The sequence below is a fragment of the Candidatus Accumulibacter similis genome (assembly GCA_013347225.1).
GTDB lineage: Bacteria > Pseudomonadota > Gammaproteobacteria > Burkholderiales > Rhodocyclaceae > Accumulibacter > Accumulibacter similis.
Window position 1 is genome coordinate 4,163,155 of sequence record CP054595.1, and the last position, 17,206, is coordinate 4,180,360.

The window sequence follows — 17,206 nt, forward strand, 5'->3', positions numbered from 1 at the left end:
AAGGCGGGCTGTTGGAGCACCGTGTCCTGGGCGATTCAGCGGGGGGTAGTGCGCAATGGACGTGGGAAATGCTATTCGCCTCTGTCGGAAGCGGCGCGGCGTGTCTCAGACCGATGTCGCGATGCGCGCCGATTGCTCGGTGTCGTACCTGTCGATGCTGGAGAACAACAAGCGCGACCCGACGTTGTCGATGATTACGAAAATCGCCGAGGCGCTTCATGTGCCTGTTGGAGCGCTCTTCGTGATGGCATCCGAAGAGAAGGAGCTGGGGAACATCGATAGTCGGCTGGCCGGGAGACTGCAGCGCGCGGCCATGTCATCGATTCTGTCGGCGAACGACGCGGGGGCGGTCCGTGGCTGAGGGGTCTTTCGGCCATCGGTATCGCGGGAGCGGAGGATAGAGATGGCTAGCGCGGATCAACTGAAGGCACTGGTCAAGTCCCACATCAGTCGGGACGACAACCAATTCTATTCCGTCGCCATGCAGGTCGCTGCGCATGAGGCGAAGGCCGGACACGGCAAGCTCGCCGAAGAGTTGCGCGACATGATTGATGCCGCCAAGACGCGCAGCGTCTCAGGCGAGCCCGGAAAGCTCGTCCCCCTGGCGCGGCCGCGCGGCGAACTGGCCAACCTGCTTGACGTCAGTTATCCCAAGAATCGCTTGGCCGACATGGTGCTCGATCCGGTCGTCCTCGAGCAGTTGCAGCGAATCATGAAGGAACAGCGCCTCCATGCCCGCATTCGCGAGCACGGCTTGTCGCCTCGACGCAAACTTCTGCTCGTGGGTCCACCTGGCACAGGCAAGACGATGACTGCAGCCGTACTTGCCGGCGAACTCGGCGTTCCGCTGTTCCTTGTGCGTTTGGATTCATTGATCACCAAGTTCATGGGCGAGACAGCCGCGAAGCTGCGACAGGTCTTCGATGCCGTCACGGACGTGCGCGGGGTCTATTTCTTCGATGAGTTCGATGCCATCGGGTCACAACGCGGCTTGGCCAACGACGTTGGAGAGATTCGGCGCGTGCTCAACAGTTTTCTGCAGATGATCGAGCGCGACCAGTCGACCAGCCTGATCCTGGCGGCTACGAATCACCCAGAGATCCTCGACTACGCGTTGTTCCGTCGTTTCGACGATGTCATCGAGTACCACCTGCCGACGCCAGCGCAGGCCATGGCTCTCATCCGGTCTCGTCTCGGCACCTACGCGCCCAAGCCATTGCCGGCCAAAGCATTGGCGGCGAAGACCGTTGGTCTGAGCTTTGCTGAGATTCGCCGTGCTGTCGACGAGTCCATCAAGGAGGTCGTCATGCATGAAGGAGGGCGAGTGGATGCGGATGCTCTTGGCCGGGCGCTCCTGGAGCGTCGCAGGTTGAGTGAGAAGCTGGAGAAGAACAACAAGCCAGTGAACCATGCCGGATCCAGCAGCCGATAAGCGCGCGCACCTTCTCCTTCACGGCACGTCGCAACCGCACGCCTTCACTGCGCACAGTCCGGGCGGCGGAAAGAAGAAGCTGCCTGAGCGCGATCGCCAGGCGCACGGGCAGGCCCTGCGGGGGCAGCTGCAAGAGCTGGAAGCGGCAGCGGAAACCGCGGCTGCGTCTCAGCGTGAGCTTGCGCTCGAGAGCGGACTCGGCCTACAGATTGAGTTTGTCGGTCAGCCCGACGTGGAATTGGCTTTCCAGAGCCTCGCTGACGATCGGAAGAAGATCGAACTGCTGAGCGTGCGGAGAGAGGGTGACGTCACCTACGCCAACGTCTTCGTGCCGGATGGGGGGCTCGATCATTTCGAGCGCTACGTCGCGGACTACCTGGAGGAAAAGAAGGGCAAGAAGGGGCAGGCGCTGGATCACAAGGCCCTGCTGAACACGATCGCGTCGATCCGCGTCGCTGAGCTGCGTGCTCTCTGGACCGACGATCCAGGTCTACTGCCGGAGAATCCAGATGAGGCGTTCTGGTGGGAGGTCTGGTTGCCGGTGCGATCAGCGCGGCAGGCCGTGGTCTCAGATTTCAGAAAACTCGCCGAGCGTGCGGGCTGTGTCGTTAGCGAACACCAAGCCGAGTTCCCCGAACGGACCGTCCTGCTGATGTACGGGTCGCAGGGTCAATTCACACAGTCTGTGATGCTGCTGAACTGTGTTGCCGAACTGCGCCGCGCCAAGGACACCGCCGAGTTCTTCGATGCGATGGGTGTCGAAGAGCAGGGACTGTGGATGAACGACATGCTGGCGAAAGCGCAGTTTGCCCCAGCGGGGACGGACGCGCCGCATGTCTGCTTCCTCGATACGGGCGTCAATCGAGGCCACCCGCTACTTGAGCCCTTGCTCGCCGAGCCAGATCTGCACTCGGTTAATCCCGCGTGGGGAGTCGACGACACGGCGAACCATGGCACTGGCTTGGCGGGTCTTGCCGCCTATGGAGACCTGACGCACGTCTTGGGCGAGACCGGTGTGGTGCAGGTCGCGCACCGGCTCGAATCGGTCAAGCTGACGCCAGACGAGGGGTCGAACGAAGGCGACAGCAAACACCACGCCTATCTGTTCGCCGAGGCTGTCAGCCGACCGGAGGTCACTGCTGCAGATCGACGACGGGTGTTCGCATCCGCCGTCACCGCCTCTGACTACCGCGACCGCGGTCGCCCGTCGTCATGGTCTTCCATGGTCGATCGGATGGCAGCAGACGTCGACGACGCCGGCCAGTATCCCCGGCTGTTCGTACTCGCGGCCGGGAACACGCGGGATCACGGGGCCTGGATGACGTATCCAGACAGCCTCTCGACCAACCTCGTTCACGACCCGGGGCAGGCATGGAATGCGATAACCGTGGGCGCCTGCACGAACAAGATCGACACTGAACATGATTCGCTCGTAGCAATCGCTCCCGATGGCGGCTTGAGCCCTTACACCACCACGTCCATGACCTGGGATCCCGCGTGGCCGCTTAAGCCCGACGTTGTATTTGAAGGCGGGAACGTCGCCAAGGACCAGCAAGGGGCGACGGGGATGTCGAGCCTGAACCTGCTCACGACAAACCACCGACCCAACGAACGGCTGTTCACGACGACCAACGCCACCAGCGCCGCCTCGGCGCAGTGTGCGCGCATGGCTGCACAGATCATGGCTGCCTATCCGCAGCTACGCGCCGAGACAGTTCGTGCACTGATCGTTCACTCGGCCAGGTGGACACCGGCAATGCGGCAGATGTATCTGCCCGCCAATGCCAAGCCGACCAAGAAGGACTATGTCAATCTCATCCGGCACTGCGGCTGGGGGATGCCAGATCTCGACCGGGCACTCTGGAGCGCGGGCAACTCGCTGACGTTGGTGGTCGAAGACCTGGTTCATCCCTATGGCAAGGATGACAAGCGGGGTGTCGTCAGTCGCGACATGAATTTGCATGCACTTCCTTGGCCGAAGGAAGAGTTGGAGGCCCTCGGCGATGCCGAGGTGCAGTTGCACGTCACGCTGTCGTACTTCATCGAGCCCAACCCTTCGGCGAGAGGCGTGTCGTCGAAGTTCCACTATCCGTCGCACCGCCTCCGGTTCGACGTCCAGCGGCCGCTCGACGCTTCAACGGAGGACTTCATCGCACGAGTGAACGCCGCCGCCCAGCGCGAAGACGAAGGCGATGCGGCGAACCCGAAGGACACGGATTGGTACTTGGGGGAGCGGCAGCGTCACCGTGGGTCGCTTCATCGCGATGTCTGGCAAGGCACCGCGGCGGACTTGGCCAGCAGGGGATTCATCGCGGTGTATCCATCGGCTGGCTGGTGGCGTTCGCGACCTGCGCTCGAGCGGTACGCCCTCCCTGCGAGATACAGCCTCGTCGTGTCGATCCACACCGAGCAGACCGAAGTGGACCTGTACGCCGTCATTGCCAACAAGGTTGCCATCGTGGTCTGAAATCGTGCAGAGCGACGCCCTGAAGAGCTTGGAACTCGACAAGATTGGTGGCTTGCTGACCAGCGGTGTGGCCGGTGAACTGCGCAGGCTCGAACTGGAGCGCGCCTCTTGGATGGCGGCCATGGCCCAGAGCCACAGCATCGCAGAGCAGATGAAGAAGGTGGTGGGAGACACGTCTCTTGCGGCCCAGCTGAGTAAGCAGGCAAAGGAGCTGCGGGCCTACTCCTTGCCAGAACAGATGAAGCTGCTCATTCCTGAGAATTCGCTGGCTGTCCAGATGGCAAAGCGATGGCAGGAAGTCCAAAGGGCCGAACAAGAGAGCATCAGAAGAATGCTCGAACCCCTTCAGGACATTCGCAGTTCGCTTTTGAAGGACAGTGCGATCCAGCAGATGCTGGAGGACCTCGCGAAGCCACTTGCCGCCTCGGAGCAGTTGGCCAAGCTCGTCGAACAGGCCACGGGATCCAGCGCAGTTCTGAAGGGCATGCACTCGGACATCGAGAGCTCGATCGAGAGCGCCCGGAAGATTCTTGCGGATGCCTCGGTCAGTAGTGGTATCGGGCAGCTCATGAAGAGCTTCGAGGAGGCCAACAAACGCTGGATCGTTCCTCAGCCCTTGCTCGACTCGATTGGCGCGTTGCAGGCGCTGCAGGAGCAAATGGGCAGGCTGTCGTTGCCTGTGATCGATGCATCGTCTGCTGCCACGCTTGCCAAGGTGCTGGGGCCGGAGGGCATCAAGGCGCAGCTCGCGGCGATGGGCATCAACCCCGATGGGTCAGTCAACGTCCAGTTCGTTCAGCAAGAAGACGGCCTCGGTCTCAGCCGCAAGACCTTGGAGTTGATGGCACTGTTGGGTTTCATCCTGGCAGTACTGATCCCGCTCTACCAAGAGCTCAGCTCTTCACGCTGGCAGGCAGCGACCGATAGAACACTCGCAGGGCAGACCGAGAGGATCGAGGCGCTTGGCACCAATCTGGAGGCGCAGCGAAAGACGATCCATGCCCTCACGAAGGTGGTGGAGAGGGCCTTGGCGCAAGAAGCCAAACGGCAGGAGGAGCGATTCGTCGTTTTGGATCGCGTGGCCATCGTTCGGTCCAAGCCGGAGCACGGGTCGGCCGTTCAGGGCAAGTTGCTGCCACGAGAGGTGGTCCGGCCGATCTCGGACCGCGGCAAGTGGATCGAGTTCGAGTACTACCACTGGCTCTACCAAGAGCATCGCACTGGCTGGGCACTGAAGAAGTACTTCCAGCGCGTGCCCGCCAACTTCGAGAAGCCCGGCAAAGAAGAGTCGACGACTCCATGATCGTCTCTCACTGACTGAATTGCCGATGCCGGTGAACGCATTGCGCAGCCTACGGATTGTATTGACGTCGCGCGACGTGATCACGATGAGGTGACGTCGTCGGGGATCTGTCGCGCTGACTCATAACCACCCGCATTCGGAATCCTCAAGCCATCCTGGGCGGCCACTGGTGCGTCTCGGCTTGGCAGCTCACGCACCACGCATAGAGCGCGTCGTACATGACCATGCCGTGCCTGAGCATCTCGTGGTCGTCGAGGTACGTTTGAGACAGACCCAGCGAGATTGCGTAGAGCCCGGCGGACTGCGGGGTCAGGTCGAGCCGCGACGTGTCGGCACCGCGCACGATGGCAGCGAGCTGTTGCAGCGCCGGGTCACTCAACTTGTGCTTTGAAAGAAAGGCGTCGAAGCTGCAGAGATCGCCGACGTGCGACATCTCCACGCCCGGAATGTCGTAGGGCACGGCGCCCGTCTTCTCCGCCACGACCAGTACCTGTGCCGCGGGCACATAGAGGAACTCCGGCTCCTTGTCGATGAACCTCGCAATTAGCCAGGGACAAGCAATGCGGTCGATCTTCGGCCGTTCACGCGTGACCCACTTCATGACGTGGCTCCTTTCGATTGGAGTGGTTTGCCCGCCGCCTTCCAGGCATCGATGCCGCCACGGAGGTAGCGGGCGCGGATGCCTGCGGCGCGCAGCCTCATGGCCGTCGCGCGGCCGACCTCATGCCCAAAGACGCAGTACACGACGACATCGCGGTCACTGGGCAGCTGCCCTGACCAGGTGCTGACGTCGCCCGGGTCACGCCACTGGGCGCCGGGGATGACCGCGTCCGACTGTTCGTAGATGGCTGAGCGCCGAACATCGAGGAGGACTGCACCTTGGACCTCTTCTTGGCCCGCGCCGAACGCATCGCTCGCGTTCTCGACGGCCTGCTGGTAGCGCTCGTAGACACGCTCCCACCGAACGTTCTCCATGAAGGCATCGACGTAATGCCCGGCCGCAGCCCCGAAGTCCATGTGGTACGCGTGCTCATACATGTCGAGCGTCAGGATGGGTACGCCTCCGGCGATGGCGTATGTATGTTCCGCGGACCATTGGTTCACCAGCGTTCCCTCGCGAGGCTGGAAGACGAGCAGCACCCACCCCGAGCCTCCGCCGAGTGCCTTGCCCATCGCCACGAACTCCTCACGCCACCGCACCACGCTGCCGAAGTTGGCTCGCAGCGCCAGCTCCATGGCAGGCACCATGGGGGCACTCGCACCCAGACAGTCAAAGTACAGCTCGTGCAGGAGCATCGAATTCGTCGCAACGAGTTCCTCGCGCTTCAACCCGTTGAGCTGGAAGCCCGGCGCTGATGCGAAAGGCAACTCGCGCAACTGGGCGCGGATGGCATTCAATCGCTTGACCGCACCGCTGTAGTTGTTCTGATGGTGGCTGCGCAGCAGCTTTTCCGACAGACCCTTCACCGTTGCAGCTTCGGACGGCAGGTCCAGGATTCGAGCGTCCATAGGGTCTCCTCAAACGTGTGCGTAGAGCGCGGCATGGGCGAGCTGGTACGTCAGACCGGCGATGCCGGAGCCCACTACGACCGGTATCACGCCAAGCTTGAAGCGGAACAGTGCAACCGCAGCGGCAAGGCCGATGACCGCAGAGGGCCACTCGAAGTGCCCGCCCAGGCCTTGCGGCCACAGCACGTGGTACGCGAAGAACATGGCCAGGTTCACGATGACCCCGACCACGGCGGCGGTGATGGCGGTCAGCGGCGCGGTGAACTTCAGCTTACCGTGCGTCGACTCGATGAACGGCGCGCCGAGCAGGATGAAGAAGAACGACGGCAGGAAGGTGAAGAAGGTGACCACGCCCGCAGCCACTGCTCCGGACAGGAACAGAGAGTCGCTGCCAAAGATGGCCTTGGTCCAGCCGCCGACGAAACCGACGAACGACACGACCATGATGAGCGGGCCGGGCGTCGTCTCGCCCAAAGCCAGCCCGTCGATCATTTGCAGGGCCGTCAGCCACTGGTAGTGATCCACGGCGCCCTGGTACACGTAGGGCAGCACCGCGTAGGCGCCGCCGAAGGTCAGCAGGGCCGCCTTGGTAAAGAACCACGCCATCTGCGTCAGTACCGCGTCCCAACCGTAGATGGCCGTGAGTGCACCGATGGCAACTCCCCAGAGGCCCAGGCACACCAACAGCACGCTCCGGAACCGGCCCCAGGTGAACAGGGCGTGCTCGGGTGTCGGCGTGTGGTCGTCGATGAGCGCGGTGCCGAACTCCTTTGCAGCTTTGCCGTGCCCGCTGCCGGTCCTGAACTTGTCGGGGACGTAACGGCCGCCGAAGTGACCGATGAGCCCCGCCGCCAGCACGATGAGCGGGAACGGCGCATCGAGCACGAAGATGGCGACGAACGCGACGGCGGCGATACCCCAGAGCCAGGCGTTCTTCAGAGCTCGCGAGCCGATGCGCCAGGCCGCGTGGACCACCAGCGCCGTCACGGCCGGCTTGATGCCATAGAAGATCCCGGCGATGACCGGCATGTTGCCGAAGGCCATGTATACCCAGGACAGGGCGATGAGGATGAACAGCGATGGCAACACGAACAAGCCGCCCGCAACGATGCCGCCCCAGGTCCGGTGCATGAGCCAGCCGATGTAGGTAGCCAGCTGCTGTGCTTCGGGACCGGGCAGGACCATGCAGTAGTTGAGCGCATGCAGGAATCGGTTTTCCGAGATCCACCGACGTCTCTCCACGAGCTCCGCGTGCATGATGGCGATCTGCCCTGCAGGGCCGCCGAAGCTGATGAAGCCGAGCTTCAGCCAATACGAAAGGGCCTGGCCGAAGGTTGGGCCTTGAGGCGGATCGGCCATCGTTTCGTCGTTCATGTGCGTGCTTGCAGAGCTGCGTAGAGCGTGTCGAACACGGGCAGCGCGGCCGCCAGCAGCGCGTCGTCGGAGCGGTATTGCGCCTGAAGGCCGCGAACGAGCAGTTCAAACCCAGGCGCCTCGTCGATCGGGATGCCCCCGATGTCGATGTAATGGACCAGCTGACCCATGGCGCGGATGGCGGGGTCTTCGTCGAGGGAGAACGTCGCCGCTACGACCTCGAAGGTCACCTTGTCGCCTACGTGCGAGAACCGTGCGCCGTCGAAGTCATACCCGACGGCTCTCGCCGGGCACTTCTTCGGGCCGTCCAGCCAGATGAACTTTGGTGCCTTGTCTACGAAGCGGTGCACCAGCCATGCGGTGGCCAGGCGGTCGATCCAGGGTCGCTTGCGTGTCGCCCAGGTCCGACCCTGGAAGCCCTCGGCTGACTGGCGTTGAATGTGTGCCTGGGTCGACGCAGGCTCGCCGGGCGAAAGGTGCAGTTCCACCTCGCGTCGAAGCGCGGCGAGGGCACTGGCAGCCTTCTCGTGGGCCTTGCCGGGGAAGAAGTCGCTGGCCTGGATGGTCTGGAGTTGTTGCTCGAGCGACCGCAGCTGCTTGTGCAGTTCCGCCTCGGTGACCTTCCTGATCGTGCCGCGCGCATCCTTGATGGATTGCAGCAACTCCGCATAGAGGTCGGACCGGTCGAACAGGTCTCGAAACACCCGTTCCTGGGCTTCGTCTCGGGCAGTGACGACCAGCATGTGCGCGTCGGCACCCGCCTCGGCGATGGTCCGCTCGATGTCCCAGAGGGACTGCGCAGTCGGAGCGCCGTTGGGCAGCACGTAGACGCCTTCGCGCAGGGTTCCGGCCCCGGTGGCCTTGAGTGCCCGCCAGACGCGCACGCGCAGCGCGCTTGGGTTCGTTGGGAGCGTTGCGGTAAGGATGAGCCAATCCGTCATGTAGCAAATATCGCACAAAGCGATGAATGCTACAAGTACGTGCGCCGTGCTACATCCTTGGTGCGTTTGTGCTCAACTTGCGCCATGGCTCTTCGCACTGCACTCCCTGCGCTCGCGGCGGCACTACTGTTCGGCGCGAGTACGCCGTTGGCCAAGCTGCTCGTGGGTGGCGTGCCCGCGCTACTGCTGGCGGGGTTGCTCTATCTCGGCAGTGGTCTGGGTCTGGGCGCTCTTCTTGCCTTGCGATGTGCGCGCGAGTGCGCCTCGGGGCAGGCAGCCACGCACCTTGCAATTCCGCGCGGGGAGGTTCCATGGCTCCTGGGTGCAATCGCATTCGGCGGCATCCTCGGACCGGCGCTGCTGATGCTGGGGCTGACCCAGACCAGCGGCGCGGCGGCGTCACTCCTGCTGAACGTCGAGGGTGTCCTGACCGCGGTCATCGCCTGGCTCGTGTTCAAGGAGAACGCCGACCGGCAGATCGTCCTCGGTATGGCGGCCATCGTTGCCGGCGGGGTGCTGCTTTCCTGGGAACCTGGTGGCGCGACGTTTTCGACCGGAGCCTTGCTCATCCTCGGCGCCTGCCTTTGCTGGGCCATCGACAACAACTTGACGCGCAAGGTGTCGACCAATGACGCGATGCTCGTTGCCTGCCTCAAGGGCCTTGTGGCGGGCACCTGCAACACGGCCTTGGCGCTGCTCGGCGGGGCGAACTGGCCGGCGCCGCCTGCAGTTGGGGCCAGCCTCTTGGTGGGGTTCTTCGGTTACGGCCTGAGCTTGACACTGTTCGTGGTCGGCCTTCGGGCGCTCGGCACCGCTCGCACCGGCGCCTACTTCTCGGTGGCGCCACTGTTCGGCGTCGTCATCTCACTGACCATCTGGCCAAGCGTGCCGGGGCCATTGTTCTGGGTGGCCGCAGCCTTGATGACGCTAGGTGTCTGGCTTCACGTGCGGGAACGACATCTGCACGAGCACACGCACCAGCCGCTCGAGCACTCTCACCCGCATCGTCACGACGCGCATCATCAGCATGCGCACGCGTTCGACTGGAACAGCGACGAACCGCATGTGCATCCCCATCGACACGAGGTGCTGACGCACAAGCACCCTCACTACCCTGACATCCATCACCGGCACTCGCATTCGCACTAGCCGAGCGCGGCCGGGGTCTTCGGGGGCGTATCCGCTGGTGAAGCGCTCTGCCAGAATGCTAGGGAGCGATCTGACTCCGCCCGATCGTTCGCCGAGAGTTATTCGTGTCGATTGATCTAGATGAAGACTCTCAACTTCACCGCCATACGGGACCGTGACGGTAAAAAAATGGGCGGAAAAATGCGACAGGACAATAGCTTAGGTCGATCGATGCCGGCCCTTCTTCGGCGTTGCCGTGACCGCCACGGACATGCGTCATTGGTGTCTGCGATGCTTTCCGCGATCGTCGTGGGAGTCGATGGATGTCGATAGATCTCGAAAGGTCAGCTTTCGCCGAACTGCCCGGAATCCCGCGCCAATGCTGGTCCCTCACAGGTTGACGGTAAAAATGACGGTAAAAGTCTGCGAGGCAGAGTCGCGTACATTGCAAATCAACAGCTTAGAAGGCTCGTTGATGATCGAGTGGGAATAGCCGCAGGTTCGGCAACCTCAGGCAATGACTGGCCAGGCCATCGTCTTGACATCGTGAGTTGTCCTGTTTTATTGCCTGGATTCTGGCTGAGTCTGATGCATCACTCGGATCGCGGGTCACAATACGCCGCCAGTGACTATCGCAACTCCAGACCGCAGCCGAAACCGCCCCTCTCTCACGCTTAGCAGTAACAATGACAACCAGCTAACGTTCGAGGCTTGGGCGCGGAGCCGGCGACGACTTTTGGTCGGGCGCACTCTGCCGGCCCCCTTTTCTCAAACGAAGCTATCCGCGAATAGTCCTTGTGCCCAGGTGAACATGTCCCGATAGTTGTCGCCGTTGGTTTTGGGGGCCTCGCCAAGATCCACGCGGTGCATGCCCTTGCCCTTTACCTTGCCAGCGCCGTCGTAGATGTCACCGTAGTTGAAGTTTGCCGAAAGCCAAGACGCCGTGGTGGCGGTAATCGGGCTGAAGCAGGCCGAGTTGGTTGTGATGTTCTGGTCGAGTGGCTGGTTGTTCAAGGTGCGCAGGATGGCGTCGGCGCAGACCTTCGCTTCCGCATTGGCCATGTGACCGGACTTGGGCACAGCCTTGCCCTCACTGGCGGGTACTGCGCATGCGTCCCCGATCACGTGTACATTCGCGTAGCCACTGATACCATAGGTCAGCGGGTCGACGGGCACAAAGCCCTGTGCGTTTAGCACCGGCCATCCGCGATTAGGGCTGTCGGCCGGGCCCATGGCTGCAGCCCTCTGGTTGGGAATGTAGTTCAGAACGCGGACGCCTGACCAGTCGCCAGCCGTGGTGTCAATGCTTCGCGACTTTGAATTCACGGCCAGCACCGTGGCATTGGGAACGTACTCTATCATCCCCTTGTATATGAAGTTGAAGGCTTCGCCAAAGGCCAGAGGCTCGGCCTGAATGCCGGGGTTCGCGTCAAGAACGACGACTTTGGCAAAAACGAGGCGTTTTCTCTTGAGGTAGTCGGCAACCATGCAGGCGCGCTCATAGGGGCCAGGCGGACAGCGGTACGGAGACTTGGGTACGGTCATGACAAAGGTGTCACCATCCCGCATGCTTGCCAGCTGCTGTTTCAGCAAGAGGGTCTGTGCGCCGGCCTGCCAGGCATGCGGGGTGAGGTTTGGATCCCAGGCCCCGTCCGGTGGAGGAATGAAGTCAATGCCGGGCGAAAGGACCAAGTGGTCGTATGGCAAAGTCGTTCCGTCACCAAGGCTGACGGCGCCGCGCATGTAGTCGATCGCCGTCACAAGACCCTGCTTCACCGTAACACCAGGCTTGCCTTTCAGCGCGCTGTAACCCAATGTGATTCGGTCCATGGACAACGCACCGGTGACCACGAGGTTCGAAAGAATGCACGCTATGTGGCTCGGATTGGGGTCCACGAGCGTAACCGCCACCTGGCCGCCGCCCCAAATGCTGAGGTACTTGGCAACAGTGGCGCCTCCGAAGCCACCGCCAACGACAACCACACGCGCAGCGGTAGAGGCAGCTGCAGCAGCTGTTTGGGGCAAGACCACAACCGCTGAGGCCGCGCCCGCCAGTTGTAGGAATCGTCTTCTGCTGAAGGTGTGCATCATGCCGACGTCTCCTCTCAATGGTCAGTCGTCGCGGCCGCTACACCGCTGTGTGCCGCAAGGTAGTCGGCAATGAGTTTGATCTGGGCATCGGTGTAGCCACGAGCCTGTCGGTCCATGATGCCCTCGACCGGTCGGCGCTTCATTTCCAGGAGGTCTTTTAGCAGTTCGCTGGCGCTCTTGCCCGCCACTTCGTCAAACCCTGGACCGTTGCCATTGGTGCCGTGACATTGTGCACATTGGGAGGCCAGAAGCTGTCCTGGGGGTGGAGCCGCCTGCGCGCCATGGTGGGAAGCCAGCGCCAGACCGCAAAGGATCAGGTAGCGTGGCGAAATCGTCTTCAATTGCATTGCGTATCCTCCAAGAGTGACGAGTCCGCGGCAAAGAGCCCAGGACTGTCATTGTCTGAACCGCTCAGAGCGGTCAAGAAGCAAGCTAGCGATACGCTGCTCTGGCGCCGCCCGAACCATGGCCAATAGGCGCTGCCGACTCCGTTGATCGAGTCGCATGCCCATATTCGAGGCGTCATCGTCATCATCATCAAAGCGAAAGATTAAGAGAGTCTTAAACGGGCATGCACCGTGCCGAGGCGCTGTCTTCTATCGTGACCGTTCACCCCCCTCTGCGTCAGACTAGTTGTCGCCTCGACAGGATCTGAGACGAGGGGGCGAAAGGGAGAGGATGCGACTGGCGAGATACGGACAGGCGATGAAGGATCGTGTGTTGGGGAGGCTGCTGCGCTGAACAGATCGGCAAGATCTGTCGCCACAAGGTGGACGCCCGCTCGGGCATGCCGGCCATCGACCTGCTCAACGAGATGACTCCATCAGGATGCCCTGCTCCGCCCGGCACCTCCATTTCGGACCACAGCCCGATCTTGAGCGCGAGCCGGGCTGGCTGGTTGATGGCGCCCATGTCGAAACGGGTGGCGACGCCGGCGATGTCTGCTTCACGGTCACCGCCCATCCGGACGACATCGCGACGGTCTGGCCGACCGGTACACCGGAAGCGCTGCAGACGAAAGCGAGCACTGGCCAGGGCAAGGATGTCAGGCGCGCGCGATCGCAGTTGGCGGCGCGCGGCTACGTTCCCGTTCTGCTGTGCGGCCAGCAGGTCGAAAGGCAGCGGCAGCGCGTCCGTGCCTCGGCCAGCCCCGGCGCGGGGCATCCGGTTACGCACCGGCGCCGGAGGCACTGGCGCAATCAGGCGCATGGTCCCGGCAGGTCGCTGCGCAAGTTGGTCTGGGTGATGCCGATGCTGGTTGGCCACCATCAGTCTGGGGCACCCGAGTCGGGCCACCTCTACCGCATGTCGCCGGAGGACTCGTGAACCGGGCCGAGGGTGCACCGGCAATGGCTGCCACAGGCGGGTGTCGGGCAGGCCGGGGCCTGCCGCAGCCCTTGGCGCCGTTGCCTCGACGCACGGCCGCGCGGTTCATGGGCATGCGCATTTTCGTATTGGCCGCTTTGCTTCTCTTGTCTTTGCCAACCTTGGCGCAAACCGCCCTGCGCGCAACGCAGCTCGCCGAGTTCGCGGACGGACTGGCGCAACCGCACGATGCGGCCCTTTCTCCGGACGGCAGACTGATCTACCTGACCGACATGCGCAACAGCCGCATCCAGGTTCTCGAAGCCATGACGCTGAAACCGGTCGGCAGCTTCGGTACCGGTGAGTTGTCCCATCCGCACGATGCCGAGTTCGACCGATCCGGACGACTGCTCGTCGCCGACACCGGCAACGACCGCGTGGCGATCTACGAGATCAAGGGCGCGCAAGCCAGGCTGGTCGGCGAGCTGACGGGTCTCGCCGGCCCGGAAGGGGTGGCGATCATGCCGGACGGACGGGTCCTCGTCAGCAACACGCGCAGCGCGACGCTGAGCATGTTTCGCGACGGCAGGCTGGTGCAAACGGCCGGCGACCCGGGCAGCAGCGACGGCGAACTGCGCAATCCGCATGACGTCGAAGTCGCGAGCGACGGCACGGTGTATGTCGTCGATTCGGGCAACAACCGCGTCCAGGTCTTCGACGCCGCCTTGCGGCATCGGGCCAGCTTCGGCGCTGCGCTTGGCCTGAGCGGGCCGAAGTACCTCGCCATCGACGGCGATCGCCTCTGGCTGGCGGACGAGTACAACCATCGCATCCTGCTCCTCGATCGCAGCCATCGACTCCTCGGTGTACTCGGCAGCAGCCGACGCGGCCGCGCCGCCGATGCCTTCCACAAGCCCGAGGCAGTTCTTGCCCGCGCGCCCTACGTCTGGGTCATCGATACCTACAACGATCGCGTCGTGCTGCTGCGGGTCGACTGAGGCGCGACCCGGGCGCCGTCGACAGTCGCCTTGGCGCGGTCGAACTCGAGCAGGATTGCGTGGTGCCGCCGGAATCACGGCTTCCAGGGGCGGGGCGGGGCGAGACCAGGACATGGACCGAAAGACGCTCGACCGACAGAAGGTAAGCCGGGCCGCTGGCACTGACTCAGTCGACCGGGCGGCAGACCTGATCACGCAGCGGGAAGCGGCGCAACTCGTCCAGTCGAGAAACGACGAGCACCTCCACCTACTGCATTTCCACTGCTCTGCCGGCGAACCGGAACTGTCTTCAGAACACGGGCGTACTGCCGGTTCTGCAATCAGCCTCCTCCGCTCGCAGAAGGGCTCCAATCTCGGAGTGCACGAGTGCATTACCTTCCGATGATCGGACCCGCATCGGGGTTCACGGTGCTCAGTACGAGATCCGTCCGCTGAACTCCAGTTGCCCTTGGAAGGTCTGAGTGTTCTCCGTGCCTTCAAGCAAGCCCGAGCCCGTGGCATTGGCAAATCGGCCCGTCCCTCCACTGATGTCAAAGAGCCCGCTGATCGCGTAGACGGGAAGTTGTGCCGTCGGTATGAACGTCCCCCTGTACTTCAGAGTGAGTTGGTCCCCGTTGGCCGCGGTGAGCGTGAGCTCCCCATTATCGAAAGCGTATGACGGCGGGGGGCCAAAGTCGGTGAACTTGATACAATCGCTCCCCACTCCCGCTACCCGACCGAGATGCGAGGCTCGCCCAACCACCGCAGTGGTGCCCTTGGCAAAGTACTCCGGCACGGGGCATGGGCCCCCGGGAGCATTAAGCGTTTCCTGAGCAGCCAGGCTGGCCTTGAAGGGCACGTCTTTCGGCCCTGCCAAGGCGGTGGGTTGCGAGATGGCGATCGCCACGAGGCCAGCAGCAAGCAGGATCTTCCGTGTGTTCATGGATACTCCGATCATCCGTAAAGTGAGCCGTTGTTGGACTGCACCTCCCCATGAGATGCGCCGCCAGCAAGAACGCGTTGGCGTGAAATAAGCTGGCACATCGGCGCGTCACCAGCCCCGAGGGAGTCGCATCATGGCCGGCAACATGGTTATGCTATGTCAACCGCGGTCATCCAGGCAAGCCGTGGGCGACACCCGTCAACCGCCGGACTACTGTTTGATCGGATCTGCCTGGGTCGATTGGCGATGGTCGCTGAATCCTGTCGCTGCGGACCGGCTCGACGCTGCTGGCCATGAGGTCCCCGGAGAGGGGTTGCGCATCGCCCCTCCCGGCACGACGCCGCCGTCTGCCGTCTCCCAGGCTCGTCATCGTGAGCTCGCTGCCGTCACGCATGGACCACAATACTCCGGCCACGCATCATGTTATCCTTCGCCATCAGCTTCCGGTCACCCACTCGCAAGCGCACACCCTCGGGAGGGACACGTGGTGTCAAGCACAATCTTGCTCGGCGTCGGGAAGGCGGCGGTGTCGTGCCAACGGTTTCTGACCCTTTGAACATCATGCGCACGACCGCAGCCGCCGATCCGCTTCGTGCGCGAGTAGGGAGTCTTCGGACGTTTCCGCTCCTGGCGCTGCTCCTGGCTGGCCTGCTCGCATGTCCGGCGACATCAGCGACCGTCGGCGATGTCTTCGTCTCCTATTCCGCCGACGGCGTGCCGAGCTACGCCAGCCACCGCCGGGATGCCAGCTATCGGCTGTTCATCCGCGGCGAGAAGCGTCCCGACGCTCGCAGCCGTGCCGCGCCGCGAGCGAACACAGACGACCAGCACCAGGGCAGGCTGCAACTCGCTCCGCTGATCGAGCATTACGCGCGCCTCCATGACGTGCAGCCAGCACTGGTCGCGGCGGTGGTGAGAGTGGAATCGGGGTTCAACATGCGGGCCGTCTCGCCGAAGGGTGCGACCGGCGCCATGCAATTGATGCCAGCAACCGCCGCGCGCTATGGGGTCACCGATCCAGTGGATGCGGCACAGAACATCGATGCCGGCGTACGCCACCTCAAGGAGTTGCTCCTCCAGCATCAGGGCAATGTCGCGCTGGCGCTGGCGGCCTACAACGCCGGTCAGGGAGCGGTGGCCAGGCATGGCGGGCGAATTCCGCCGTATCGGGAAACGATGCTCTATGTGCCGGCGGTACTTGCCGAAGCGACACGGGGAACCCGGCAATGATCAGACACACGGCGATCGTCGGCCAGCGACTGCCCGAACGCCTGCAGTACGTGAATGCAAGTCGCTCCAGGCCAAGCAGTCAGGTCGGCACCAGCGCTGGCTTCACCCTGCTCGAATTGCTGGTGGTGGTCACGATCATCGGTCTGCTGGCGGCCTACGTCGGCCCGAAGTACTTCTCACAGCTTGGCAAGTCCGAACAGGGAGTCGCCAAGGCGCAGGTCGAAGCCTTCGTCCGTGCGCTCGACACCTATCGGCTCGACGTCGGCCAGTATCCGACGACCGAGGAGGGGCTGAATGCGCTGTTGACCCGGCCCGGCACCGTTGCCAAGTGGAACGGGCCCTATCTCCAGAAAGCGGTGCCACTGGATCCCTGGGGGCGCCCCTACCTCTACCGGGCTCCGGGAGCGGCCGGCGACTTCGACATCATCTCCTACGGCAAGGATGGCCAACCGGGTGGGGCCGGCGACGCAGCCGACGTCACCAATCAATGAGGATGCCGCGGAGCA

16 protein-coding genes are annotated in these 17,206 nt (G+C 63.1%); 9 read left to right on the forward strand and 7 right to left on the reverse strand.

The genetic code is table 11. The features are described 5' to 3' along the window. Positions 1 to 55 precede the first annotated feature (55 nt). The 4 genes from HT579_18325 to HT579_18340 are packed head-to-tail and all read left to right on the forward strand — an operon-like array spanning position 56 to position 5,202. Positions 56 to 361: a helix-turn-helix transcriptional regulator gene (locus tag HT579_18325; protein ID QKS30701.1), complete on the forward strand. Its 306-nt coding sequence runs from the start codon at positions 56 to 58 to the stop codon at positions 359 to 361. Between the two features lie 42 nt (positions 362 to 403). Continuing rightward, positions 404 to 1,432 carry an ATP-binding protein gene (locus tag HT579_18330; protein QKS30702.1) on the forward strand — a complete coding sequence of 343 codons (1,029 nt, stop codon included), beginning with the start codon at positions 404 to 406 and terminating at the stop codon, positions 1,430 to 1,432. Beyond that, positions 1,410 to 3,899, forward strand: a complete 2,490-nt coding sequence (locus HT579_18335) for a S8 family peptidase (protein ID QKS30703.1) — start codon at positions 1,410 to 1,412, stop codon at positions 3,897 to 3,899. Before HT579_18330 ends, HT579_18335 begins: the two co-directional genes overlap by 23 nt. A gap of 28 nt (positions 3,900 to 3,927) precedes the next feature. Next, the gene (locus HT579_18340; GenBank protein ID QKS30704.1) at positions 3,928 to 5,202 is read left to right on the forward strand and encodes a hypothetical protein; all 1,275 of its coding nucleotides are present in this window, start codon (positions 3,928 to 3,930) and stop codon (positions 5,200 to 5,202) included. Between the two features lie 145 nt (positions 5,203 to 5,347). Here HT579_18340 and HT579_18345 read toward each other — a convergent pair whose 3' ends face one another. From HT579_18345 to HT579_18360, 4 genes are read right to left on the reverse strand one after another with little or no spacing between them, the layout of a single operon-like run. Then, complete coding sequence (locus HT579_18345; GenBank protein QKS30705.1) at positions 5,348 to 5,803, reverse strand: chromate resistance protein; 456 nt, start codon at positions 5,801 to 5,803, stop codon at positions 5,348 to 5,350. Then, positions 5,800 to 6,711, reverse strand: coding sequence for a superoxide dismutase (locus HT579_18350; GenBank protein QKS30706.1), 912 nt, complete (start codon positions 6,709 to 6,711; stop codon positions 5,800 to 5,802). The genes HT579_18345 and HT579_18350 overlap by 4 nt, the downstream gene beginning before the upstream one ends. 9 nt (positions 6,712 to 6,720) lie before the next feature. Further along, positions 6,721 to 8,085 carry a chromate efflux transporter gene (chrA, locus tag HT579_18355; GenBank protein QKS30707.1) on the reverse strand — a complete coding sequence of 455 codons (1,365 nt, stop codon included), beginning with the start codon at positions 8,083 to 8,085 and terminating at the stop codon, positions 6,721 to 6,723. Next, positions 8,082 to 9,026, reverse strand: coding sequence for a chromate resistance protein (locus HT579_18360; GenBank protein QKS30708.1), 945 nt, complete (start codon positions 9,024 to 9,026; stop codon positions 8,082 to 8,084). The genes chrA and HT579_18360 overlap by 4 nt, the downstream gene beginning before the upstream one ends. A gap of 84 nt (positions 9,027 to 9,110) precedes the next feature. Here HT579_18360 and HT579_18365 point away from each other — a divergent pair, with 84 nt between their 5' ends. Further along, positions 9,111 to 10,175: a DMT family transporter gene (locus tag HT579_18365; GenBank protein ID QKS30709.1), complete on the forward strand. Its 1,065-nt coding sequence runs from the start codon at positions 9,111 to 9,113 to the stop codon at positions 10,173 to 10,175. 747 nt (positions 10,176 to 10,922) lie between these two features. Here the strand turns inward: HT579_18365 and HT579_18370 are convergent. Both HT579_18370 and HT579_18375 read right to left on the reverse strand, forming a co-directional pair. Continuing rightward, positions 10,923 to 12,245, reverse strand: coding sequence for an NAD(P)/FAD-dependent oxidoreductase (locus HT579_18370; GenBank protein QKS30710.1), 1,323 nt, complete (start codon positions 12,243 to 12,245; stop codon positions 10,923 to 10,925). Positions 12,246 to 12,259: 14 nt separating this feature from the next. Further along, positions 12,260 to 12,592, reverse strand: a complete 333-nt coding sequence (locus HT579_18375) for a c-type cytochrome (GenBank protein QKS30711.1) — start codon at positions 12,590 to 12,592, stop codon at positions 12,260 to 12,262. Positions 12,593 to 13,073: 481 nt separating this feature from the next. On the opposite strand from HT579_18375, the gene HT579_18380 reads away from it, so the two are divergent. Together HT579_18380 and HT579_18385 are read left to right on the forward strand one after the other, a co-directional pair. Beyond that, positions 13,074 to 13,571, forward strand: a complete 498-nt coding sequence (locus HT579_18380) for a hypothetical protein (protein ID QKS30712.1) — start codon at positions 13,074 to 13,076, stop codon at positions 13,569 to 13,571. A 161-nt stretch (positions 13,572 to 13,732) separates the two neighbouring features. After that, on the forward strand, positions 13,733 to 14,548 hold the full coding sequence (locus tag HT579_18385) for a hypothetical protein (protein ID QKS30713.1): 816 nt from the start codon (positions 13,733 to 13,735) through the stop codon (positions 14,546 to 14,548). A gap of 412 nt (positions 14,549 to 14,960) precedes the next feature. Here HT579_18385 and HT579_18390 read toward each other — a convergent pair whose 3' ends face one another. Next, entirely contained in the window at positions 14,961 to 15,470 is a 510-nt protein-coding gene (locus tag HT579_18390; GenBank protein ID QKS30714.1) for a hypothetical protein, read from the reverse strand. A 561-nt stretch (positions 15,471 to 16,031) separates the two neighbouring features. On the opposite strand from HT579_18390, the gene HT579_18395 reads away from it, so the two are divergent. Together HT579_18395 and gspG are read left to right on the forward strand one after the other, a co-directional pair. Beyond that, positions 16,032 to 16,700: a lytic transglycosylase domain-containing protein gene (locus HT579_18395; protein QKS30715.1), complete on the forward strand. Its 669-nt coding sequence runs from the start codon at positions 16,032 to 16,034 to the stop codon at positions 16,698 to 16,700. Next, positions 16,697 to 17,191 carry a type II secretion system major pseudopilin GspG gene (gspG, locus tag HT579_18400; GenBank protein QKS30716.1) on the forward strand — a complete coding sequence of 165 codons (495 nt, stop codon included), beginning with the start codon at positions 16,697 to 16,699 and terminating at the stop codon, positions 17,189 to 17,191. Before HT579_18395 ends, gspG begins: the two co-directional genes overlap by 4 nt. The last annotated feature ends 15 nt before the right edge of the window (positions 17,192 to 17,206 follow it).